Source organism: Nocardia coffeae, from assembly GCF_019890715.1.
Taxonomy (GTDB): domain Bacteria; phylum Actinomycetota; class Actinomycetes; order Mycobacteriales; family Mycobacteriaceae; genus Nocardia; species Nocardia jiangxiensis.
On the sequence record NZ_JAINZY010000002.1, the window covers coordinates 765,725 to 788,584 of the forward strand.

Genomic DNA, 22,860 nt, shown 5'->3' on the forward strand with positions numbered 1-22,860 from the left:
AAGCGATGCATTGGGAGCTGTCCGACGAGCAGGAGATGTTCGCCGCATCGCTGCGGGAGTGGATCGCCGCCAAATTCCCGACCGAGACGGTGCGCAAGCTGCAGGTCTCCGGCGAGGCGAATCCGTTCGCCGAGGCCCTGATCCGCGACGGCTGGTGGGGCGTCGGCTATCCGGAGGAGGTGTCCGGGCAGGGCGGCGGAGTCCTCGAGCTGGCGCTCGCCGCTCGGGAGTTCGGCCGCGCCGCTGTACCCGATTCGCGATGGCTCGCCGCCGCCCTGGCCGCACCGCTGTTGACCGAACCGGAATTGGCCCAGCAGCTGGCGGGCGAGCGGCGGTTCACCATTGCGATCGCAGCGGACCGGCTGCCGACCTGGGCGCCGTTGTCCGTGACCGAAGGGCGGTTGACCGGCGTGGTGCGCCACGTCCTGGGAGCTCTCGAAACCGATGTGTTCATCGTCCCGGTGACGGGTCCGGACGGTCCCGGGCTGGCTCGGGTGTCCGCGTCCGACGCCGCTGTCGAACGGGAGGATCTGCTCGATCGCTCCCGCGTCGCCGGGCGGGCTGAATTCGACCGCGCGCCGATCATCGAGGTGCACGCGGCGCTGGCAAGCTCGCTGTCCGCCACGGCGGCGCTGGCCGGTGTGCTGACCTCCGCCGACGCGCTGGGCAGCGCGGAGCGGATGCTCGAGCTCGCGGTCGAATACAGCAAGCAGCGCAAGCAGTTCGGGCAGTTCATCGGATCGTTTCAGGCCGTCAAACATGCCGCCGCGCAGATGCTCGTGACGGTCGAGGCGTCCTATTCGACGGCGCTGTACGCGGCGGCCGCGATCGATGCCGGACTCGACGATGCGCCGATGATCGCCGCGGTGGCGAAGGCTCAGGTGACCGGGACGGTCGCGGATCTCGCGGAATCGGCGCTCACCGTGCACGGTGCGATCGGATACACCTGGGAGCACGATCTGCACCTGTTCTACAAGCGCGCGAAACTCGACCGCACCCTCTTCGGCCCGCCTCGGGTCTGGAACGAACGGGTTGCCGCGGCATTGCTAGACGAATCTGCGTCGGCCGACTGACCCCTGTTCCGCTTTTGGTCAGTCCATTGATATAGTTGCCTGAGTTGACGGATGGAGTACGGACGTGGATTTCGAACTGACAGAGGACCAGGTCACGATCCGTGACGCGGTCGCGGAGCTGGCGGCCAAGTTCGACGATCAGTATTGGCAGGAGAAGGACGCGAATCACGAATTCCCCACGGAGTTCTACAACGCGTTCGCTGCGGGCGGGTGGCTGGGCATCACCACACCCGAGGAGTACGGCGGACACGGCTACGGCATCACCGAGGCCTCGATCCTGCTCGAGCAGGTGGCCGCGTCGGGCGCGGGGATGAACGGCGCCAGCTCGATGCACCTGTCGATCTTCGGGATGCACCCGGTCATCGTGCACGGCAGCGAGGAGCTCAAACAGCGCACGCTGCCGCGCATCGTCAACGGTGATCTGCACGTGTGTTTCGGTGTCACCGAGCCGGGCGCTGGGCTGGACACCACCAAGATCACGACCTTCGCCAAGCGCGAGGGTGACAAGTACATCGTCAACGGACGCAAGGTCTGGATCTCCAAAGCGGTGGAGTCCGAGAAGATCCTGCTGCTCACCCGGACGCAGCGCTTCGAGGATTCGCCGCGCAAGACCGACGGCCTGACGCTGTTCCTCACCGACCTCGATCGCGACAAGGTCGACATCCGTCCCATCAAGAAGATGGGCCGCAACGCGGTGACCTCCAACGAACTGTTCATCGACAACCTGGAGATCCCGGTCGAGGACCGCGTCGGTGAAGAAGGCCAAGGCTTCAAGTACATTCTCGACGGCCTCAATCCGGAACGGATGCTGGTGGCCGCCGAGGCGCTGGGGATCGGCCGTGCCGCGATGCGGGCCGGTGTCCGGTACGGCAACGACCGCGAGGTCTTCGGCCGTCCGATCGGTAAGAACCAGGGAATCCAGTTCCCCCTCGCGGATTCGCTCGCTCGCCTCGATGCCGCGGAACTGATGTTGCGCAAGGCAACGTGGCTCTACGACAACGGAAAGCCTTGCGGGCGTGAGGCGAACACCGCCAAGTACCTGTGCGCCGACGCGGGCTTCGACGCCGCGGATCGGGCGCTGCAGACGCACGGCGGCATGGGTTACTCGGAGGAGTACAACGTGGCCCGGTACTTCCGGGAAGCCCGGCTGACCCGCATCGCACCCATCAGCCAGGAAATGATCCTCAACTACCTCGGCTCGCACGTGCTCGGCCTACCCAGGAGCTACTGATGACCGATTCGGCAACGAACCCCGCACCGGCGGGCATCCGGGTCTTCGGCCTCGAGGGCCGCACCGCACTGGTCACCGGCGCGGGCGGTGGCGTCGGCGCCGCGGTCGCCGAGGCGTTCGCCGCGGCCGGCGCCGCGGTCCTGGTGACCGATATCGACAAGGACGCGGCGAGCGCGGTGAGTGAACGAATCACCGCGGCCGGTGGCGTCGCGGAGCCGTTCACCCTCGATGTCTGCGACGGCGACAATGCCCGCGACGCGATGGCCGCCGCTGCCCGGCTCGGCAACGGGACGCTCAACATCCTGGTGAACAACGCCGGTGTGATCGCTCCGGCGATGTTCCCGAAGATGGACGAGCAGCGCTTCCGCAAGGTGCTCGACACCCACCTGATGGGTAGTTACCACTGCAGCCATGCCGCGCTCGAGTACCTGCCCGAGGACGGCACCGGCCGGATCATCAACGTCACTTCCGCGGCGGGCCTGACCGGAACGATCGGCCAGGCGAACTACGGCGCCGCCAAGGCGGCCATCATCGGGCTGACCAAATCCCTGGCCCGCGAGCTGGCCGGGCAGTCGGTCACCGTGAACGCGGTGGCTCCGCTGGCGGCCACGGCCATGACGCAGAACATCCGCACCAACGAGAAGCTCGCGGCCAAGACGCTGGCGCGAATTCCCTTGGGCCGCTGGGCGTATCCGGACGAGATCGCCCCGACCTTCGTCTTCCTGGCCTCGGCCGCCGCGGGCTACATCACCGGCCAGGTGCTGCCGGTCGACGGCGGGACGGTGATCTGAGGTGGGTGCGAAAGTCACTGGCCCGTTCACCGCTTCTGGCCGCGAGGTCGTCATCGCCGAGGCGGTGCGGACTCCGATCGGTAAATCGCATCCGGAGAAGGGCTGGTTCCGGGATATCCACCCGAACGCGATGCTGGCATCCTGCCACCAGGATCTGGTTGGACGTACGGGAATCGATCCCGCGATCGTGGAGGATCTGGTCATCGGGTGCACGGCGCCGTTCGGTGAGCAGTCCCGCAATATCGGCCGCAATGCCTGGTTGCAGGCCGGATACCCGGCGGAGGTCCCGGCGACCACTCTGGACCGGCGCTGCGGTTCGGCCCAGACGGCGGTGAATTTCGCTGCGGCGCTGGTGGCTTCGGGCGTGCACGACATCGTGATCGCCGGTGGCGTGGAGCATATGGGGCACGTGCCGATGAACTCCCCGGCCAAGATCAGCGAACTGTACGGCGAGCCGTGGCCTGCGGCGCTGCGCGAGCGCTACGACTTCGTCACCCAGGGCGAGAGCGCCGAGCTGATCGCCGAGCGTTGGAACATCTCGCGCACCGAAATGGACGAGTTCGCGGTGCGTTCGCACGCCCTGGCCGCCGACGCGATCGCCGAGGGCCGATTCACCGCCGAGATGGTGCGGATGGAACTCGATGGCGAGGTGCGCACCGGCGACCAGACCGTGCGCCCGGAAACCTCCCTCGAGACGCTTGCCAAGCTGCGCACCGTTTTTCGCGCCGAGAACGGCCGGATCACCGCGGGCACCTCCAGCCCGATCTGCGACAGCGCGGCAGCGGTTCTGCTGTGCACGCGGGAGGCGGCCGAACGTCACGGTCTGCGGATCCGCGCCCGGATCGCCGACCAGACGACCGTCGGAGTCGACCCGATCATCATGCTCACCGGACCGATCCCGGCGACCCGCAAACTGTTGGAGCGCAACGGTTTGGCGGTCGCGGACATCGACCTGTTCGAGGTGAACGAGGCGTTCTCCTCGGTGGTGCTGGCCTGGCAGCGCGAGCTGAAGCCCGATATGGACCGGGTCAACGTGAACGGCGGAGCGATCGCCCTCGGTCATGCGGTGGGCGCCACCGGAGCCCGGCTGATCGCCACTCTGCTGTCCGAGATGGAACGGCGGGACAGCGATCTGGGCCTGGTGACCATGTGCTGCGGCGGCGGGCTCGGTACCGGCACACTCATCGAACGGGTGAACTGATGGTCGACTTCGGCGGGCAGCTGCGTGCGGGAATGGGCGTCTGGTGGGGGCAGGCCGCCGCGGAGCCGCGCCCGCTCGTGGACGAGCTGCTCGCCCAGGCGCCGGAGGCGGGACCGCTGCGCCTGTTCACCGGTCTGAGCTGGAACGACCAACTGGCGCAATCGATGTCGCCGACCGACACGATGGTCTCCTACGGCGGCCTGGGCGCCCTGCGGGAGCTGGGCGCCACCGACCGGCTCGAGGTCGTGCCGTGCCACTATTCGGCGCTGCCCCGGATGTTCGCCGAACGCAGGTTGCCGTGTGATGCCGGGCTGTTGCAGGTGTCGCCGCCCGACCGGGACGGGATGTGTTCGCTGGGCATCGGCGTCGACTACATGGCCGACGCGATCGCGCACACCCCACTGCTGTTCGCGGAAATCAACCGGCGGATGCCGGTGATCCCCGGTTCGCCACGAATTCCGTTGAGCCGCTTCGCCGCGGTGCTCGAGACCGATCGCCCGCTACAGCAGGAAGATCGCCGTCCCATCGGCGACGTCGATCGCGTCATCGCGTCCCATATCGCCGGCCTGGTCGACGACGGTGACACGCTGCAGGTCGGCATCGGGTCCATCGGTGCGGCCGTCTTCGACGCGCTGAGCGGGCATCGCGATCTGGGCGTGCACACCGGCATGATCACCGACGGCGTGCTCCGGCTGATCGACAAGGGCGTGATCACCGGTGGATGGAAGCAACTCGATCGCGGATTCTCGGTGGCGGGAACGGCATTGGGATCGGCCGAGCTGTATGCCCGGGTCGCCGAGCTGCCCATCCTGTTCCGCCCGACGAGTTACACCCATGCGCCGCAAGTGCTTTCCGAACTCTCGACGCTCGTCGCGATCAATTTCGCGATCGAGGTGGACCTGACCGGCCAGGTCGGCGCCGAGATGAGCCGAGGAACGTATCTCGGCGCGGTCGGCGGCCAGGTCGACTTCGCCCGAGCGGCGGCACTGACCGGGAAACGCTCGGTGATCGCGCTGCGTTCCACCGTACGTGGACGCTCGTCCATCAAATTCGGCCTCGACGAAGGGGTCGTCACCACGGCGCGCGCCGACGTCGACTGCGTGGTCACCGAACACGGTGTCGCGCACCTGCGTGGCCAGCCGCTCGCCGAACGCCGTCGCCGCTTGATCGCCATTGCGGCGCCGGAGTTCCGGGACGAACTCGCCGACGCGGTACAGCTCGCCTCCTGACGCAATCACCACATCTGTCATCGAAAGGAATCGACAATCATGAGTAATCGGGTAGCGCTCGTCACCGGCGGAGCCCAGGGGATCGGTGCGGGAATCTCGCGCAGGCTGGGTGAGGCCGGGTTCCGGGTCGCCGTGGCGGATCTGAATCTCGAAGTGGCGCAACAGACGGCCAAGGAGATCACCGCGGCCGGTGGCCAGGCGATCGCCGTGCCGATCGATGTCACCGACACCACCTCGGTGCAGGCGGCCGTCGCACAGATCACCGAGACGCTGGGCCCGGTGGAGGTCGCGGTGAACAATGCGGGCTGGGACGATTTCATGAAATTCCTCGATACCGACGAGGCGTTCTGGGACAAGATCCTGGACATCAATTTCAAGGGCGCCCTGCGGGTGAATCACACCGTCGTACCGGGCATGGTCGAGCGTGGTTTCGGCCGGGTGATCAATATCGGTTCCGATGCCGGGCGTGTCGGGTCGTCGCTGGAGGCGGTGTACTCCGGAGCCAAGGGCGGGATCATCGCCTTCACCAAGACCCTCGCGCGTGAGGTCGCCACCAAGGGCGTGACCGTCAACACCGTGTGCCCCGGTCCCACGGACACCCCCGCGTTGCGCAAGTTCGCCGACAACTCCGGACAGGACGCCGACAAGGTGCTGGGCGGCATGACCCGTGCGGTGCCGATGAAGCGGCTGGCGCAGCCGTCGGATATCGCTGCGGCCGTGGCGTTCTTCGCCTCCGACGAGACCGGCTACATCACCGGGCAGACGCTGAGTGTCAGCGGCGGCCTGACGATGGCGTAGGGCGCGCGGTGACCGAGAACAACCAGGAATGGTCGACCGTTCGCCGCTACGGCGACGTCGACTACTCGCGCACCCCCGACGGAATCGCCAAGATCACCATCTGCCGGCCCGAGGTGCACAACGCGTTCCGCCCGCAGACGCTGGTGGAGATCTCCGACGCGCTCACCCATGCCCGGGAAGACCCCTCGATCGGTGTCATCGTGCTGACCGGTGAGGGTGATCGCGCCTTCTGCTCCGGCGGCGACCAGCGAGTGCGCGGCGACACCGGCTACCTCACCGATCCGGACCGGCCCGATGCGGTCGGCCGGTTTCACGTCACGGATCTGCAGGTGCAGATCCGCCGGTTGCCCAAGCCCGTCGTGGCGATGGTCGCCGGGTACGCCATCGGCGGCGGGCATGTGCTGCAAATCGTGTGTGACCTCACGATCGCGGCGGACAACGCCCGGCTCGGACAGGTGGGGCCCAAGGTCGGCTCGTTCGACGGAGGCTTCGGCGCCGGGCTGCTGGCGCAGATGGTCGGGGTGCGCAAGGCCAAGGAGATCTGGTTCCTGTGCCGGCAGTACGACGCCACCGAGGCGTTGGACATGGGCCTGGTGAATACAGTTGTCCCATTGGCGGATCTGGAGTCCGAGACTCTCGCGTGGTGTCGGCGGATGATGGAACTCTCGCCCATGGCGTTGCGGTTGATGAAGGCGAGTTTCCATGCGGCCGAGGACGGCCTCGCCGGAATTCAGCAACTCGCACACGACACGAATCTGCTCTTCTACGCCACCGAAGAGGCACAAGAAGGCCGCGAGGCATTCAAGGCCAAGCGGCGTCCGGAGTTCGACCGGTTTCCCCGTCGAGCCTGAAACAGTCGAGCTCGAGACAATGGAAGGATCCGGCGATGACGACGTTCGGGGTCAACGCATTCGGGGTCGGTCGCGGCCCCGGGCGGTTCGAGACGATGGCCGAGTTGGCCCGGGAGGCCGAGGAGGTCGGCTGCGCGGCGGTGTGGACGAGCGAGCTGTACAGCCGCTCGGCCACCGTGCCGATGGCGGCGCTCGCTGCGGGGACGAGCACGATCGGCATCGGCACGAACATCGCCTACGGCGTGGGCCGCAGCCCCTTGATGTGGGCGGCGGAGGCCCGCGATCTGGACGAATTGTCCAACGGCAGAATCATTCTCGGCCTCGGCAACGGAACGCCGACGATGATGGAGTCCTGGCACGGTGTGCCGGGCGAGGCGCCTGCCGCACGGATGGCCGAGCTGCTCACCGTGCTGAAAGCCCTGTGGCGCTTGCACGAGGGGCCGGTTCATCACGACGGCCGTTTCTATCACGTGCACATCTCGCCCACATCCGATGTCCCCGAACCGATCCGGCCGGAGATCCCGCTCTGGATCGCGGGGGTGAACAAGCTGATGCTGCGCACCGCGGGCGAGCTGGCCGACGGAATCGTCGGGCATCCGATGTTCACCGCGGACTACGTCCGCGGGCCCGTCGCCGACGAAATCGCTGTCGGCGCAGCGGTTTCCGGGCGTGATCCGGGCGAGGTCACCGTGATGGGCATCCGGATGTGCGCGATCGACGAGGATGTCGATCTGGCACGCCGTCAGGCGGCCTACGCCATCGGTCAGTACGCCGCGTCCCGCGTCTACGATCGGCTGTTCGAACTACACGGGTGGAGCGCCGAGCAACAGAAGATCCGCCAGGCCGCCCGTGACCGCGACCACGAGGCGCTCATCGACGCGGTGACCGACGATATCGTCGACACCATCGCGATCGTGTGCCGGCCGGCCGAGTTTCCCGCGGCGCTGGCCCGGATCCCGGCGGGCTTCGACCACCTCGACCTGGTGCCGCCGCCGTGGGGCCTGAGCGATCACCAGACCCGGGCGGTCAATGCCGAGATCCTGGCAGGCTTGCGAATTCACCTCGCGGACCGCGTGTCCGTGTGAGGCGAAGGCGTTCAGCTCTCGCGCAGCTCGATCTCGGTACGCTGCTCGACCTGGACCACGGCCTCGGCATAGCCGTGCACGTGCTTGGTCATCCGCCGCGTGGCGACCGCGGGGTCGCCCGCGCGGATGGCGTCGGTGATCGTCTTGTGCGCCTTGTAGGTGGTCTTGCGCACTTCGTCGTCGACGAACGCGGTGTTCTCCGTCGAGCTGTAGATCGCATTCGACAGTGCGGTCATGAAGCCGGTGAGCAGCTCGTTGTGGCTCGCGGTCGCGACCGCGAGATGCCAGTCGACGTTGGCCTGGAGGAACTGCTCGAGCGGGATGTCGAGATCCCCGAGCAGGGCGTTGGCCGCATCCAGGGCGGTGAGGTCGTCGTCGGTGCGGTACTTCGCGGCCAGGCCCGCGCACGCGGGCTCGATCGCCTCGCGGGTCTCCAGCAGCGCGGTCAGCCGCAACTGCTGGCCGCGGATGAGCAGACTGACCGAGGAGGCCACCGCGTCGCCGCCGGGCTGCTGGACGAACGCACCGCCGGAGCGGCCGGTCTTGATGACCACCAGGCCCTGGACCTCGAGGATGCGGAGCGCTTCGCGGACCGTTGTTCGACTCATCTGTGTCTGCGTGACGAGTTCACGTTCCGGCGGCAGAGCGGTGCCGGAAGGGAACTCGCCACGCAGGATGCGCTCGCGGAGGTCGTTCGCGAGGACATCCGAGGCCTTGGGCACCTGCATCGGCTGCAGCCGGACCGGGTGTCGCGCAACCGTGCTCGACGAGGGCGAGTCGGGCATCCTTACCTGCTTTCTGTGTATTTGGTCGTACCTAATCTATCAGCAAAGAGTCCTGCCATGCGAGTTTGCGGTTCTCGAGGGCTGGAGGTATTTTGGTCATACCAAAATAATGGTTGACTTCAGTCTGTCGGGTGGATAGCTTCCGATGGGAAGGAGTCGGCCGCAGCGTGTCGACAACTAGCTGAAATGCGAGGACGACGTGGCAGAGCTGGCACAGGACGTGGTCACCTGGGAGACGGTAGAACCGGGGATCACGATGGTGACCCTGCGACGGCCACCCGCCAACGCATTGGGAATCCCGCTGCTGGACGGTATGCACCTCGCGATGGACGCGGCCGAGAAGGCCGGCGGGGTGAAGGTCATGATCATCGGTTCCGCGCTGGCCGGCTTCTTCGCCGCGGGCGCCGATATCAAGCATCTGTCGACGATCGACGCCGCGACCTTCACCGCGTACGGGGACCGGATGCGGGAGGTCAACGACCGGCTCGCGGCCGCGCCATGGATCTCCATCGCCGCGGTCGACGGGGTAGCGCTGGGCGGTGGCCTGGAACTCGCCATGGCCTGCACGCTCCGGGTCGCCGGTCCCGGTGGCAGATTCGGCCTGCCGGAGGTCAAACTCGGACTGATTCCGGGAGCAGGTGGTACGCAGCGGCTGCCGAGGCTGGTGGGTCGCGGCCGCGCGCTGGACATCATGCTGACCGCTCGGCAGGTGGAGGCCGAGGAGGCGTTCCGGATCGGCCTGGTGGATCGGTTGACCGGCGGCGCCGCGACCGATGCCGCGCTCGAGTGGGCCCGGAGTCTGCTCGGGCCGTCGCTGCCTGCGCAGCTGGCGGTCGTGCGCACCGTGGACGCGGCGTTCGATCTGCCGCTCGCGCAGGGAGCGCGATACGAGGTCGATCAGATCCAGGCGCTGTTCGAGGACGGTGAGGCGGCCGAGGGCATCAGTGCCTTCGTCGAGAAGCGCACACCGCAGTTCCGCTGAGCAACGCCACCTGATCACACCAGGCCCACGTCATGAGGAGTCCGATGAAAACCCTGGAAAAAGAATTCGAAACCTTGCTGGCCGAACAGGTTCGGCCGGGGGTCGTCGTGGTCACGCTGAATCGGCCCGAGCGCTACAACGCGATGACCAACACGATGTTCGTCGAACTCGAGCAACTCGCCTGGGGACTGGAGACCGAGGACGACTGTCGCGTCGTCATCCTGACCGGTGCGGGCAAGGCGTTCTGTTCCGGATACGACCTCGCCGACGCCGATGCGCTGCCGAGTCTGGGTGCGCTGGGCATGCTGGATCAACAGGAGCGCGCGGCCCGTGCGCTGAGTGCGATTCGTTCACTGCGGGTGCCGGTCATCGCCGCGGTGAACGGCGCGGCCGCGGGCGGCGGCCTGGCCTTGGCGCTGGCCGCCGACATCCGCCTGGCGGGCCCTGCGGCGAAGTTCAATGCCGCGTTCGTGCGAATCGGCCTGTCTGCGGGCGATCTGGGTACTTCGTGGCTGCTGACCCGGCTGATCGGGCCGGCCAGGACCAGCGAGATCTGTTTCACCGGAAGGATCGTCGAGGCGGCGGAGGCGGCGGAACTGGGCATCGTCAACGCGACCGGTGACGGCGATGTGGTCGCCGACGCGCTCGCGCTCGCGGACCAGATCGTCGCGAATTCGCCTGGCGGCGTGCAGTTGTCGAAGCGGGCGCTGCAGGCGAACCTCGAGGTCGGTTCCTACGCCGCAGCCCTGGAGCTCGAGAACCGGGGACAAGCGCTGCTGACCCGGAGCCCGGATATGGCCGAGGCGCTGAGTGCTTTCAAACAGAAGCGCTCGCCGGTTTTCCAGGGCAAGTGACCACAGGACCCCAACGACGTGAGGCCGAGACATGATTGAATTTCCCGCTCTGGAGACGCTGGCCTTCGAGGAGGTCGAACCCGATATCGGCGTCCTGCGCATCAACCGTCCAGACCGGATGAACTCGCAGACCGTCACGATGTTCCACGAGTACCTGGCCGCGGGCCGGGCGCTGCGGGACAGCGGATTGCGTGCGCTCATCCTCACCGGCGCGGGGGATCGCGCCTTCTGCGCCGGATTCGATCTCGACGAGATCCAGGTGATCACCGAGATGGGCGTGCGGGAATTCCTGAAGTTCCAGGAGACCGCGAGCGGCGGAATCCACGCGATCCGGAATCTGCCGTTTCCGGTGATCGCCGCGATCCACGGCCCGGCGACCGGCGGCGGCATGGCGCTGGCGCTGTCCGCCGATATCCGCCTCGCGGCGCCGACGCTGAAGATGAGCGCCGCCTTCGTCAAGGTCGGACTGTCGATGGGCGAACTGGGCACCTCGTTCAATCTCACCCGTCTGGTCGGACCGGCACACGCGGCGGAAATCGGTTACACCGCACGCATTGTCGAGGCTGCCGAAGCGGAGCGGATCGGGCTGGTCAACCGGGTGGTGCCCGCGGAACAACTGCTGGACGAGGCGCTGGCGATGGCGCGGCAGATCGCGCAGAACTCGCCCGGCGGAGTGCGGATGTCCAAGCGCGCCATCCAGCGCAACACCGAAATCGGTTCCTACGAGGCGGCTCTCGAACTCGAGAACCGTGGACAGGCCCTGCTCACCAGAACCGATGACATGCCCGAAGCGCTGGCGGCCTTCAAGGAGAAGCGCACTCCACAGTTCACCGGTCGGTGAGCCGGGATGAGCTGGGACTGGACCCCCGAGACCCGACGGGCGCTGGAGAAGTTCCTCGTCGGTCACGACATCCTCTCGGGCCCGATCACCACCGAGGGCATCGGTGACGGACATTCGAATCTGACCTTCCTGGTCACCGGCGGTGACACCCGCGTGGTCGTGCGCCGTCCGCCACCGCCGCCGATTCCCCCGGGCGCCAATGACATGCTCAGGGAAGCGACACTGCTCACGGCGTTGCGGTCCACGGCCGTGCCCGTGCCCGAGGTGCTCGCGGTCGCCCAGGGGGGAGAGGTGCTCGACGTACCGTTCTACGTGATGAGCTTCGCTCCGGGCCCGGTGGTGACCGTGCGTACCCCCGCGCCGCTGGACAGCGCGGACCAGCGGCGATCGATCGGCCACAGCCTGATCGACTCGCTCGCGGATCTGCACGCGGTGGATTGGCGCGCGGTGGGGCTCGAACGGCTCGGCCGCCCCGAGGGCTTCAACGCCCGGCATCTGCAACGGATGCGCCGTCTCGTCGCTGACGAGCAGGGCGCTCCGCCCGCCGATTTCGCCGAGGTCGACGCCTGGCTGGAAGCGAATATTCCGCCGGAATCCGGTGCGGCCCTTATTCATTGCGATTTCCGAATCGGCAATGTGGTGCTCGCGCCGGATACTCCGGGCCGGCTGCAGGCGGTGCTGGACTGGGAACTCGCGACGATCGGCGATCCGCTGCTCGACGTGGGCTACCTGCTGGCCACGGTGCCCGAACCGGGACGGCCGATGAATCCGACCGCCGAACTCGGGGCCGCGATGCTCGAGGACGGGTATCCCTCGAAAGACGAACTCGTCCAACGATACAGCGACCGGACCGGACGGGACGTCGGGAATCTCGCCTGGTACACCACGCTTTCCTTGTGGAAACTGGCCGTCCTGTACGAATACAGCCGCCGCCGCGTACTCGACGGGATCGGCGATCCCTACTACGCCGATCCCGCACTGGTGCGCAGCTTCCTCGAGGACGCCCGGCGCGCGGCCGGACTGGCGAGCGCCGACACCGCCGCTCGGCCGAAGTCCCGCGCTTCGACGTATTTCGTCTGACCCACAAGGAGTTTCGATGGCAAGCACATCCAGCGACACCTTTCACGATCCGCTCCTCGGACCCGAGGTGTCCGATCTGCCGAACGGCTTCTTCGATCGCCTGATGTTCAACCTGCACCCGGTGGATACCCTCGCCCCCTCGGTGATCATGGGTTTCGGGATCTACCCCGCCAAGGACACCGCGGACGGGTTCGTGGTCGTGAGCCGCGAGCGCGAGCAGCGGAATCTGCGCTTCTCCACACTGCTGAGCGCGACGAACCGGGACGGCGCCGGACCGTTCCGGTTCGAGGTGCTGGAGCCCAATCAGCTCTGGCGACTTCGCTTGGGCCCCAACGAGATCGATGCTGAATTCGAGGTGACCTGGCGAGCGCGCACACCGGCGTGGTTCGGGGAGGTGGCGGTCACGAACAGCTCTGCCGAGCGCACCTCGTTCGACCACCTGTTCCAGTCCGGCCGGTACGAAGGAACCGTCCGCGTCGGGGAACAGCGCTACGACGTGGACGGCTGGTACGGGCAGCGGGACCGCTCGCGCGGGGTGCGGACGATGTCGGGCGGTCAGGGATTGCACATCTGGTATCAGGCCCAGTTCCCGGAATTCTCGATCGGCTTCCTGCTCGTGGAAACCCGTGCGCAGGAAAGGATTCTGCTGGAGGGCGCCGTCATGCACGAGAGCGGTGTGCTGGATCCGATCACCGACGTCCGGCACGCCCTGAGCTTCACGCCCGACCTCGATCTGGTCGAAGGGGATGTCGCGGTCGAGACCGCGGCGGGGGAGCGGTATCTGGTCCACGCCGACGCCCGCGCGGGCGGCGGCTACATGGCAGGCGCCGGTTATGGTGGCCACCACGGTGTTTCGGCCCGGATCGACCACATCGAATCGGATCGTTATCGGCTCGACGGTTCGGTGTCGCCGCGCTCACTCGATTCGGCGCTGACCGATCGGCTGTGCGCGTTCACCCTCGGTGACGTACACGGTTCGGGGATCTTCGAATTCGCGTCGACCCGCAGCAGCAAGTACCTGTACCGGCCGTCGCTGTGATCGCAGCGGAAAGGGTGCGCATCTTGTGGATGCGCACCCTTTCTCGTTCTGCGAACCGACCGGCTCACACGCTTCGCTGAGCCTTGCTGGACTCGGAGGCAGCCTTGCTCGTTTCCTTGATCTGCTGCCAATCGGCGTCGGTCAGGCTGGTCAGACCGGCGAAGGTGCCGGGGCCGGCGAGCATCTGCCCGCCGTCCATGGCGATGGTCTGCCCGGTCAGGTAGTCACACGCGTCCGACAGCAGGAACATCGTCAAGTTGGCCAGTTCCTCGACCGTTCCGGTGCGTCCGGCTGGGATCTGATCGGCCTGGGTGGCCCCGACCGACGACTTGTCGGTCGGATTGAGCATCTCCCAGGCGTAATCGGTCGGAATGGGCCCGGGGGCAAGGGCATTGAGCCGAATCCCGTACTTGGCCCACTCCACGGCCAGCGACATGGTCATCGAATGTACCGCGGCCTTGGCCATGGCGGACGGGACGACGAAGGCCGATCCCGTCCACACCCAGGTGGTGAGCGTCGACAGGACCGAGCCGGGCAGCCCCTCGGCGATCCAGCGCTTGCCCGCGGCGTGGGTGGTGTGGAACGAGCCGTTCATCACGGTGCTGGTGATCGCCTGAAAAGCGCGAGGGCTCAAGTCCTTCGTCTGCGCGATGAAGTTGGCGGCCGCGTTGTTCAGCACACCCGTCAACGCGCCGTGCTCGGACCAGATCCGGTCCATCGTCGCATCGACGTTCTCGTAGTCCCGGACATCGACGGTGTGGTAGTGCACCGATCCGGGCCGGGAGGCGGATGCCTCGGCGGCCGCCTCGGCCAGGACCGCCGCACGCCGTCCCCACAGATGAACCTCCGCGCCGTGTTCCACCAGGTGGCGCGCCACGCCGCGGCCGAGTCCGGTGCCGCCGCCGGTGATCAGGATTCTCTTCCCGGACAACAGCGTCGGCGAGAAAATCGTGTCGGTCATCATGTACCTCGTAACTCGATGGTCGTGTCGGCGATCCGCTCACAGACCGATGTGTTTGGCGATGATCTCGCGCTGGATTTCGTTGGTACCGCCGTAGATCGGGGGTGCGAGAGCTCTGCGCACCTGGCCTTCCATGCCGTACTCCCGGGCGTAGCCGTAGCCGCCCATCATCTGCATCGCCTCCAACGTCGCGTGTTTCGCGACTTCGGTGCACCGCATCTTCGCCATCGCACTCTCGCGTGCGAGATCGTCCTCCAGTCCGGCATCGATCTTCGTCGCCACGTCGTAGACGAACGTGCGGGCCAGTTCGATGTCGGTGGCCAGGTCCGCGAGGCGATGCCGCAGCGCCTGGAAGGTGGCCAGAGGCCGACCGAACTGCTCGCGCTTGCGCGCGTACGCGACCGCGTCGTCGAGGGCGCGTCGTGCACCTCCGACGCTCATCGCGGCGATGATGAGGCGTTCGATGGACAGGCCGCGCATGAGTTGTTTCCACGCGTTGCGCGGTTCGCCCACGACCGCGGACACCGGGACCGCCACATCGCTGAAGAAGATGTCGTTGCAGGTCCGGGGTTCCATGGTCGCGATACCGCGGATCGTCAGGCCCGGCGCGTCGGTCGGCACCATCAGCAAGGTCATGCCTTGATGTTTGGTGCCCGAGGTGTCCTCACGGGCCAGGACCAGGATGTGCTCGGCGACATGTGCGGCGGAGATCCACGTCTTCTGGCCGTTGATCAGGTAGCGGTCTCCGTCGAGGCGCGCGCTGACCCGCAGGCCCGCCAGGTCGGATCCCGCGCCGGGTTCGCTGAGCGCGATGGCCTCGAGCCGTCCGCCGGTGATATTCGCGACGATCGTCTTCTTCTGCTCGTCGGTGCCCCAGCGCATGTACGTCTGCGCCGCGGTGAGCCCGGTGGAGTACCCGGTGATCGGCGCCAGGCCGCGAGCGGCCTCCTCGAGGAAGATGCACTCGTCGACGAATCCGGCGCCGCCACCACCGAACTCGGCCGGCAGGGACACACCCAGCCAGCCGTTCCGGGCCATGTCCGCGAGTACCTGCGGACTGTTGGCGAGGGTTCCGCCCTCGGTGACGGCGTCGCGTTGTGCCACGGTCGCGAGGTGGCGGTGGCAGTACCGGGTGATCGCCGCCGCGAACTCGCGCTGTTCTGTCGAGAACAACAACTCACTTACCCCGGAACGGCGTGAAGTCGGGCTTGCGCTTCTCGTTGAAGGCGTTGATCCCCTCCTGCGCCTCCGGGGTTTCGCCGAACATCGCCAGCGTGGAGTACGCCATGGTGCCGATGCTGACGAAGTGCTCGGTGTCGGTGTTCATCGACTGCTTGAGCACCTTCAGCGCGGTGGGCGAGAAGTCGAGCATCTGATCGGCCCAGGCGCGAACCTCGGCCTTCAGATCCGCGGCGGGGACGACCTTGTTGACCAAACCCCAGTCGAGAGCCTCCTGCGCGGACAACCGCCGGAGCATGAACCAGATCTCGCGCGCCCGCTTCTCGCCCACGACTCGCGCCAGGTAGCCCGAGCCGAGGCCGGCGTCGAAGGAGCCGACGCGCGGGCCGTTCTGTCCGAACTGCGCGGTGTCGGCGGCGATGGTCAGGTCGCACAGCACGTGCAGCACGTGGCCACCGCCGATCGCCAGGCCGTTGACCGCCGCGATCACGGGCTTGGGAGCGTCGCGGATGACGCGGTGCAGCGCCTCGACCTCGAACAGGCCGCTGGCCGACGGACCGTAGTCACCGGTTTCCATGCGCTGCTTCTGATCGCCGCCGGCGCAGAACGCCTTGTCACCGGCGCCGGTCAGGGCGATGACCCCTACCTCGCTGCTCGCCCAGGCGCGTTTGAAGGCCATGACCAACTCGTCGACCGTCTGCGCGCGGAAGGCGTTGTAGCGCTCCGGGCGGTTGATGGTGATCCACGCCAGTCCGTTGTCCACTTCATAGGTGATATCGGTGAAATCGGTCATCAGACTCCGGTGTCCTTCCGGTTGGTGAGCAGGGGGCCAAGTTTGTGGTCATTAGGACTGACCATTTGCACAACAGTAACGTTAGTCGAGTCTCGCACGCAAGGGAGGAGCGGGGCGGGGGTGTGCTCGTTCGGGTGCGGATGGGGTGCGTAGCTGCTCGCTCCGACCCTGTTGACTTTCTGGTCATACCATTGCAATTATTCAGTATCTGATCACATCGACGTGTTGGGCCGCAGCGGATTACGCGCAGCCTGATCGGCGAGGAACGGAGGACTCGTGAACAGCAACGGCTCCGGCGAATCCGGCTGCACCGGGCCGCTTCGAGGTATTCGATTGGTGGAACTCGGCGGGATCGGACCAGGGCCGTTCTGTGCGATGCTGCTCGCCGACCTGGGCGCCGACGTCGTTCGCGTGGACCGCGTGACGGGTGGCGGCCTGGTGGGACCCAACAGCGACCACCGCGCGGAACTCATCAACCGTGGTCGTCGATCGGTCGCCATCGACCTCAAACAGCCCGACGGCCGCGAGATGGCCCTGCAACTGATCGACCGTGCCGACGTCCTCATCGAGGGCTTTCGCCCCGGTGTCACCGAACGGCTCGGGCTCGGCCCCGAGGACTGCGCCGCCCGCAACCCCGGGCTCGTCTACGGCAGGATGACCGGATACGGCCAATCCGGTCCGATGTCGCAGGAGGTCGGACACGACATCAACTATGTGGCGCTGAGCGGAGTCCTGTCGATGATCGGTCGGCAGGGTCAGCCGCCGACTCCGCCGCTGAGCCTCATCGGTGACTTCGGCGGGGGAGGCATGCTGCTCGCGCTGGGTGTGCTGGGCGCGCTGGTCGAACGTCGAGAATCGGGTCTCGGCCAGGTGATCGACGCGTCGATGGCCGAGGGCGCGGCACTGCTGGGAACGGCGTTCTTCGGATTCCGGCAGAACGAGACCTGGAGTGCCGAGCGCGGGACCAACATTGTCGACAGCGGTGCGCCCTTCTACGACGCGTACGAGACCGCCGACGGAAAATGGCTGTCGGTGGCGGCGATGGAACCGCATTTCTACCGGGAGCTGATCGAGCTCCTGGACATCCGGGACGAGCTGCCCGACCAGAACGATCGCGCCCAGTGGCCGAGGATGAAACTGATCTTCGCCGATGCGGTCGGGAAGCGGACCAGGGACGAATGGGTGGCGGCCGCCCGCGGACGATCGGTGTGTATCGCGCCGGTCCTGGACGCCACCGAAGCCGCGGTCCACGAACACAGCCTCGCCCGGTCGTCGTTCGTCGAGGTCGACGGGTTCGTGCAGCCCGCGCCGGCGCCTCGGTTCAGCCGGACTCCCGCGGAGGTGGATCGGCGGCCACCCGTTCCCGGGGAACACACCGTGTCGGCGTTGATCGAGTGGGGAGTCCCGCGCGCCGCGATCGCCGCCGCCCTCGGGACGGGAGCGCTGCGGCGCGGTGTGCCATCGCCCAGCAGTACAGAAGGATGAGTGACGAGCATGACCGTCTACACCGGTGACACACTTGTCGCGCTGTTCCGGGCTGCTGTGGCGGACCGTGGCGATGCGCCCGCGCTGATCGGCCCCGGCGGCAGCATGTCGTGGAATCAGTATGCGCGACAAGTGGATTCGCTCGCGGCCAGGCTGCTTTCCTGGGGGCTCGAATGGGGACAACGAGTCGCACTGGTGATGGACAACAGTCCCGAGTTCCACATCGCCGATATGGCGGTTCTGGTCGCGGGAGGAGTTCCGTTCTCGATCGATCCGCGTGACGCGCCCGCGCGGCTCGCCGGTCTGCTGGCGGTGGCGTCGCCGCCGATACTGATCGCGGATGACCATCACCTCGCCACGGCTCGAAGCCTGGCGAGCGAGTCTGCCGTGGCGCGAGTCGTGTGTGCGACGGATATTCCGGAGCCCGGCGAGGCGACTGATGTCGCCGATCGGCCACAGCCCGGCGCGCAGGACATCGCCACGCTGATCTTCACATCCGGCACCACCGGAGCGCCGAAGGCTGTGCAACTGGCCCATCGCGCGATCGTGTCGAGCCTGCGCAGTACCGATGCCGTAGCGCCGATGGGGCGGGCGGGCAGAGTCCTGTCCTACCTGCCGCTGACCCATATCGCCGAACGGTTCATGAGCTACTACTTCGCGCTGGCGACCGGATCGACGATCTACTGCGTGCCCGACGCGGCCGTACTCTACGACCGGATAATCAGCGTGCGGCCGACCCGGTTCTTCGCCGTCCCAAGGGTTTACGAGAAACTCTCGGCCCGCGCACGCGCCCTGCGGGCCGCCGAGCCGAACCTCAGCGGTCCGGAAGTGATCGCCGCCCTGGGGCTCGGCGAGACCGAATATCGCGGCGTCGCCACAGCGCCGTCCTCGCAGGAGTTGTTGCGTTTCTTCGCCGATCTGGGCAGTCCGGTCTCGAATATCTGGGGAATGTCCGAGGCGATCATGTGCACCGTCAACCCGCCCGAGCGAATCGTGGAAGGGTCGGTCGGAGTCTTTCTCGGCTCGTGTGAAGGCGCGGTCGCCTCCGACGGAGAGCTGTTGGTGCGGGGCTCGAACGTCATGAGCGGATACCTCGGCGACCCCGAGCGAACCGCCGAAGTGCTGGACGAACAGGGCTGGCTGCACACCGGCGACCTGGGGCGAATCGACGATGACGGATATCTGTTCCTGATCGGTCGCAAGAAGGACGTGCTGGTCACGGCGACCGGAAAGAACGTGGTTCCCACTGTCGTCGAACAGGCGGTGATCAACCGCACCGATCTGTTGTCGCTGGTGGTGGCGATCGCCGAGGGGCGGCGCTATGTGACTGCCCTGTTGGTTCCGGACGAGGAGAACCTCGCCGCATTCGCGCGCAGCCTAGGTCTGGCGGGGCCGATCGCGGAGCTCATACGCCATCCGGAAGTCCGCGCCGCGATCGAACGTGCGATAGCGAAGGCGAATACGGTTCTCGCCAAAGCCGAGACGATTCGCAATTGGGTGTTGCTGCCCGCGGAATGGCAACCGGGGTCGGACGAGTTGACCGCGACGATGAAAATCCGGCGGTCCGCGGTGGACGACAAGTACGCGACGGAGATCGACCGGATGTACACGTGAGGCAGAGCTCGTAGGTTTTCGAGAAGTCGGCAGACGAAAAGAGTTGCAATGGATTTCGATGTCACAACTTTGCACGGGCGTCGTGCCGATCAGCGCTGGAATCGTATGGTTGTCGGGGATGTCCTGGAACGCGTGACGTGGAGTGAACCCGATAAGCTCGCGCTGGTCGGGTGGGCGGGTGCGTACGGCAGCGAAGAATTCTCCCGAGTCAGCTATCGGCAAGCGGATGCCTGTGCGAATCGGATTGCGCATGCGCTGCGGGAGGAGGGGCTCGGGCGTGGCGATCGTGTGCTGCTGTATTGCGAGAACTCCGTCGAGGCCGTGCTGTTGCTGTTCGGTATCGCGAAGGCCGGGCTGGTTGCTGTTCCAGTGAATCCCAATCTGGCTCCCGATGTGCTGATCTGGGTCATCGAGCACGTCGAAATAAAATTCGCTGTGGTCGACGCGGAATTTCGGCCGCGTACGAGCGGAGTGCTCGATGCTGCGGGAATCCTGAATACCGTGACGATTCCGATCGGCGGCCCGGTGCCTGCCGGTACGCGTTCGTTTGCCGACTGGATCGACGGAAAGCCGGAGACCGAGGTCGAGGAAGTACTGCACGCCGACGATATCTGGAGCCTGGTCTTCACCTCCGGCACCACGTCGATGCCCAAGGCATCGATGACCTCGCACACCTACTCCTACATAACGGCCTTCGCCTACGCGATGTCGTTGTCCCGCGGTCTCGACAACGAGCGCGACCTGACGATGTGCACGTTCCTGCCGATCCTGTACCACTGCGGGCACAATTCCACCGTCCTACCTGCGTTGATCTCCGGCGGAACGATGGTGCTGGGCAGACGTCCGGATCCGGTGGGCCTGGCCGAAGCCGTGACTGCGCAGCGCGTCACCGCGGTGTGGGCGGGCTCGCCCGCATGGGTGCTGAAACTGGCCGACATCGCCATGGAGCAAGAGCGCTTCGACCTGACCAGCTTGACGGTGGTGATGTTCTCCTGGGGCGCCATCCGACCGGATATCGGCGAGCGGCTGCGGTCGGCCTGCGGCGACGACGTCAAGATGCTGGAGGTATTCGGACAGACCGAGGCGATGTCGTGTTATCGGTTCTGGCCGGACAGTGAACCCGAAAAATTCCGGCAGTCCATGAACGGGGTCAATTACGTGGGGCATCCGAACCCGATGCTCGCGGCGAATATCGTCGATTTCGACGGGGAGAGTCTGCGCGGTCAACCCGGCGTAGCGGGGGAAGCGGTCTACCGGAGCCCGGTGCTGACCGCAGGATATTACAACGATGTTCCCGCCACCGAAGAAGCTTTCCGGGGTGGCTGGTTCCATTCCGGCGACAGCTGCACCTACGACGCTGACGGTATGCAGATCATGGTCGACCGTTACAAAGACATCGTCAAATCCGGCGGTGAGAACATCTCCAGTGTGCGGGTCGAGGGAGTGCTGTCCACGCATCCCGCGGTCGAGCGAGTTGCTGTGATCGGCCTCCCGGACGAGAAGTGGGGCGAACGAGTAGTTGCCGTGGTCACGCTACGGCAAACCGACGGAATTTCTGTCGACGAGTTGCTGGACTTCGCCCGCGCCCGGTTGGCCGGTCACGAAGCTCCCAAACAGATAGTCGTCGTGGACCGCATGCCGGAAACCGTCGGCGGGAAGATCATGAAATACAAACTGCGCGAGCTGCTTTCGTGACGGCCGGAGCCCAGACCTGCGGCGGCCGAGCCGACGATGCTCTAGTCGCCCTCGTCGCGCACGACTTCGCCGGTGCGCCTGGAGGTCTGCTGCACTCGCACAACCTTGCCGTCCTGCAACACCAGGTTTGTGTCGTAGCCTCGAGGCTTGTTGTCGTAGACCAGGAATCGCCGACTGGGTAGCCGCTGCCCGCCGACCACCGTCCCATAGGACGCGAGGAGATCCTCGGTACTCGATTGTTTTCTGGTGCGTCCCAGTACAGCGACGAGTTCGGCTTCACTCATGCCGAGCACGACGATGCCGGGATCTTCCTTTTTCCGACCGAACATTCTTCACACCCTCCGACAACCCGCCCGGCACTCGACGCCGTCCGCGGTATCCCGCGCTCTCACAGTAGTTCTCGTTCGCTGCCTGGCGCAGCCGATTTACTGCCGCTCGTGCGAGCATGCCTCGACGCGGGCCTCGGCAGGCCGAGGCCCGCGATCGCCGGCGGGTCGGTTCAGCCCAGGTGTGCCTGCAACAACCAGGCGGGCACCGAGCTGCGGCCACCCGGCTCGTCTCGGACGTCTTCGAACGAGATCGGCAACGCTTTGTCCTTCGGGAGATTGGTGCCGTGGATGCGTGCCGGGCGGATCTCGTCGATCACCCAGTACTTCGAGACCACTTCGCGCAGTTCGGCTTCGGTGACCGGGTTGGGGCCGAAACCGGCGGGTGGATCGGGGAGGGCTTTGCGGTCGAACACGAGTACGAAGTAGGACGCTCCGGGGGCGGCGGCGCGGACAATCGACTGCTGGTATCCCTCGCGCTGGTCGACCGGGATCGAATGGAACAGGGTGCTGTCGACGATGGTGCCGAAACGGCCGTCGTAGCCGGTGAACGAGGCGATGTCGGCGACCTCGTACGACGCGGTGGTCAATTCGCGCCGGGACGCTTCGGCACGGGCCAGTTCGATGGCGGTCGGGGCGGAGTCCAATCCGACCGTCGTGTAGCCGTGTTCGGCCAGATACAGGGAGATCGCCGCCTCGCCGCACCCCACATCGAGGACGTCGCCGTGGATTTTGCCCTGCTCGATGATCGCTTTCAGTTCCGGCTGCGGCTCGCCCAGGCTCCAGGGGGGCTTGGCATCCCAGAACGGTCCGGCGTCGCCCTTGTAGGCGCCCTCGAAGGTGAACTCGGCCGGTGTGGTCGCGCCTTCTGCTGATGCCCCGTCACCGTCTCGGGTTTCGATGGCTTTCACGGTCTTGTCGAGCGCCTGTTTCAGGACGCGTTTGCCGACGGTCCCCACCACGACTC

General features: G+C 66.5%; 22 protein-coding genes. 16 read left to right on the forward strand and 6 right to left on the reverse strand.

Annotation, left to right across the window (positions count from 1 at the left end):
* Nucleotides 1–5: 5 nt before the first annotated feature.
* The 8 genes from K7711_RS12625 (at nucleotide 6) to K7711_RS12660 (ending at nucleotide 8,259) form a co-directional block, all read left to right on the forward strand.
* Nucleotides 6–1,073 carry an acyl-CoA dehydrogenase family protein gene (locus tag K7711_RS12625; protein WP_222968823.1) on the forward strand — a complete coding sequence of 356 codons (1,068 nt, stop codon included), beginning with the start codon at nucleotides 6–8 and terminating at the stop codon, nucleotides 1,071–1,073.
* A 64-nt stretch (nucleotides 1,074–1,137) separates the two neighbouring features.
* Nucleotides 1,138–2,304, forward strand: coding sequence for an acyl-CoA dehydrogenase family protein (locus K7711_RS12630; protein WP_222968825.1), 1,167 nt, complete (start codon nucleotides 1,138–1,140; stop codon nucleotides 2,302–2,304).
* Nucleotides 2,304–3,095 carry an SDR family NAD(P)-dependent oxidoreductase gene (locus K7711_RS12635; protein ID WP_222968828.1) on the forward strand — a complete coding sequence of 264 codons (792 nt, stop codon included), beginning with the start codon at nucleotides 2,304–2,306 and terminating at the stop codon, nucleotides 3,093–3,095. Before K7711_RS12630 ends, K7711_RS12635 begins: the two co-directional genes overlap by 1 nt.
* A gap of 1 nt (nucleotide 3,096) precedes the next feature.
* Nucleotides 3,097–4,296, forward strand: a complete 1,200-nt coding sequence (locus K7711_RS12640; protein WP_222968829.1) for a thiolase family protein — start codon at nucleotides 3,097–3,099, stop codon at nucleotides 4,294–4,296.
* Entirely contained in the window at nucleotides 4,296–5,525 is a 1,230-nt protein-coding gene (locus tag K7711_RS12645) for an acetyl-CoA hydrolase/transferase family protein (RefSeq protein WP_222968831.1), read from the forward strand. Before K7711_RS12640 ends, K7711_RS12645 begins: the two co-directional genes overlap by 1 nt.
* Nucleotides 5,526–5,564: 39 nt before the next feature.
* Nucleotides 5,565–6,323: an SDR family NAD(P)-dependent oxidoreductase gene (locus K7711_RS12650; RefSeq protein ID WP_222968833.1), complete on the forward strand. Its 759-nt coding sequence runs from the start codon at nucleotides 5,565–5,567 to the stop codon at nucleotides 6,321–6,323.
* A gap of 8 nt (nucleotides 6,324–6,331) precedes the next feature.
* On the forward strand, nucleotides 6,332–7,174 hold the full coding sequence (gene menB, locus K7711_RS12655; RefSeq protein ID WP_222968835.1) for a 1,4-dihydroxy-2-naphthoyl-CoA synthase: 843 nt from the start codon (nucleotides 6,332–6,334) through the stop codon (nucleotides 7,172–7,174).
* A 35-nt stretch (nucleotides 7,175–7,209) separates the two neighbouring features.
* Nucleotides 7,210–8,259 (forward strand): LLM class flavin-dependent oxidoreductase, encoded by a 1,050-nt coding sequence (locus K7711_RS12660; RefSeq protein ID WP_222968836.1) that lies wholly within the window; start codon nucleotides 7,210–7,212, stop codon nucleotides 8,257–8,259.
* Nucleotides 8,260–8,270: 11 nt separating this feature from the next.
* On the opposite strand, the gene K7711_RS12665 is transcribed toward K7711_RS12660, so the two are convergent.
* Entirely contained in the window at nucleotides 8,271–9,044 is a 774-nt protein-coding gene (locus K7711_RS12665; protein WP_222968838.1) for a FadR/GntR family transcriptional regulator, read from the reverse strand.
* A gap of 199 nt (nucleotides 9,045–9,243) precedes the next feature.
* Between K7711_RS12665 and K7711_RS12670 the strand changes: the two genes are divergently transcribed.
* The 5 genes from K7711_RS12670 to K7711_RS12690 are packed head-to-tail and all read left to right on the forward strand — an operon-like array spanning nucleotide 9,244 to nucleotide 13,840.
* Entirely contained in the window at nucleotides 9,244–10,026 is a 783-nt protein-coding gene (locus tag K7711_RS12670; RefSeq protein ID WP_372460125.1) for an enoyl-CoA hydratase/isomerase family protein, read from the forward strand.
* A 44-nt stretch (nucleotides 10,027–10,070) separates the two neighbouring features.
* Nucleotides 10,071–10,880 (forward strand): enoyl-CoA hydratase/isomerase family protein, encoded by an 810-nt coding sequence (locus K7711_RS12675; RefSeq protein ID WP_222968841.1) that lies wholly within the window; start codon nucleotides 10,071–10,073, stop codon nucleotides 10,878–10,880.
* 31 nt (nucleotides 10,881–10,911) lie between these two features.
* Nucleotides 10,912–11,721: an enoyl-CoA hydratase/isomerase family protein gene (locus K7711_RS12680; RefSeq protein ID WP_222968843.1), complete on the forward strand. Its 810-nt coding sequence runs from the start codon at nucleotides 10,912–10,914 to the stop codon at nucleotides 11,719–11,721.
* Between the two features lie 6 nt (nucleotides 11,722–11,727).
* Nucleotides 11,728–12,801: a phosphotransferase family protein gene (locus K7711_RS12685; RefSeq protein ID WP_222968845.1), complete on the forward strand. Its 1,074-nt coding sequence runs from the start codon at nucleotides 11,728–11,730 to the stop codon at nucleotides 12,799–12,801.
* 16 nt (nucleotides 12,802–12,817) lie between these two features.
* Nucleotides 12,818–13,840 (forward strand): Rv3169 family protein, encoded by a 1,023-nt coding sequence (locus K7711_RS12690; protein ID WP_222968848.1) that lies wholly within the window; start codon nucleotides 12,818–12,820, stop codon nucleotides 13,838–13,840.
* 64 nt (nucleotides 13,841–13,904) lie between these two features.
* Here the strand turns inward: K7711_RS12690 and K7711_RS12695 are convergent, their stop codons facing one another.
* From K7711_RS12695 to K7711_RS12705, 3 genes are read right to left on the reverse strand one after another with little or no spacing between them, the layout of a single operon-like run.
* Nucleotides 13,905–14,804 (reverse strand): SDR family oxidoreductase, encoded by a 900-nt coding sequence (locus K7711_RS12695; protein WP_372460126.1) that lies wholly within the window; start codon nucleotides 14,802–14,804, stop codon nucleotides 13,905–13,907.
* Between the two features lie 36 nt (nucleotides 14,805–14,840).
* The gene (locus tag K7711_RS12700) at nucleotides 14,841–15,977 is read right to left on the reverse strand and encodes an acyl-CoA dehydrogenase family protein (protein ID WP_222968852.1); all 1,137 of its coding nucleotides are present in this window, start codon (nucleotides 15,975–15,977) and stop codon (nucleotides 14,841–14,843) included.
* Between the two features lies 1 nt (nucleotide 15,978).
* Nucleotides 15,979–16,773 carry an enoyl-CoA hydratase-related protein gene (locus tag K7711_RS12705; RefSeq protein ID WP_222968854.1) on the reverse strand — a complete coding sequence of 265 codons (795 nt, stop codon included), beginning with the start codon at nucleotides 16,771–16,773 and terminating at the stop codon, nucleotides 15,979–15,981.
* 276 nt (nucleotides 16,774–17,049) lie between these two features.
* Here K7711_RS12705 and K7711_RS12710 point away from each other — a divergent pair, with 276 nt between their 5' ends.
* From K7711_RS12710 to K7711_RS12720, 3 genes are read left to right on the forward strand one after another with little or no spacing between them, the layout of a single operon-like run.
* The gene (locus K7711_RS12710; RefSeq protein ID WP_222968856.1) at nucleotides 17,050–18,258 is read left to right on the forward strand and encodes a CaiB/BaiF CoA transferase family protein; all 1,209 of its coding nucleotides are present in this window, start codon (nucleotides 17,050–17,052) and stop codon (nucleotides 18,256–18,258) included.
* A gap of 9 nt (nucleotides 18,259–18,267) precedes the next feature.
* Nucleotides 18,268–19,872, forward strand: a complete 1,605-nt coding sequence (locus tag K7711_RS12715) for an AMP-dependent synthetase/ligase (protein WP_235747151.1) — start codon at nucleotides 18,268–18,270, stop codon at nucleotides 19,870–19,872.
* A 48-nt stretch (nucleotides 19,873–19,920) separates the two neighbouring features.
* Complete coding sequence (locus K7711_RS12720) at nucleotides 19,921–21,567, forward strand: class I adenylate-forming enzyme family protein (RefSeq protein ID WP_222968861.1); 1,647 nt, start codon at nucleotides 19,921–19,923, stop codon at nucleotides 21,565–21,567.
* 41 nt (nucleotides 21,568–21,608) lie between these two features.
* On the opposite strand, the gene K7711_RS12725 is transcribed toward K7711_RS12720, so the two are convergent.
* Entirely contained in the window at nucleotides 21,609–21,896 is a 288-nt protein-coding gene (locus tag K7711_RS12725) for a hypothetical protein (protein ID WP_222968863.1), read from the reverse strand.
* A gap of 170 nt (nucleotides 21,897–22,066) precedes the next feature.
* Nucleotides 22,067–22,795, reverse strand: coding sequence for a class I SAM-dependent methyltransferase (locus K7711_RS12730; RefSeq protein WP_222969360.1), 729 nt, complete (start codon nucleotides 22,793–22,795; stop codon nucleotides 22,067–22,069).
* Nucleotides 22,796–22,860 lie beyond the last annotated feature (65 nt).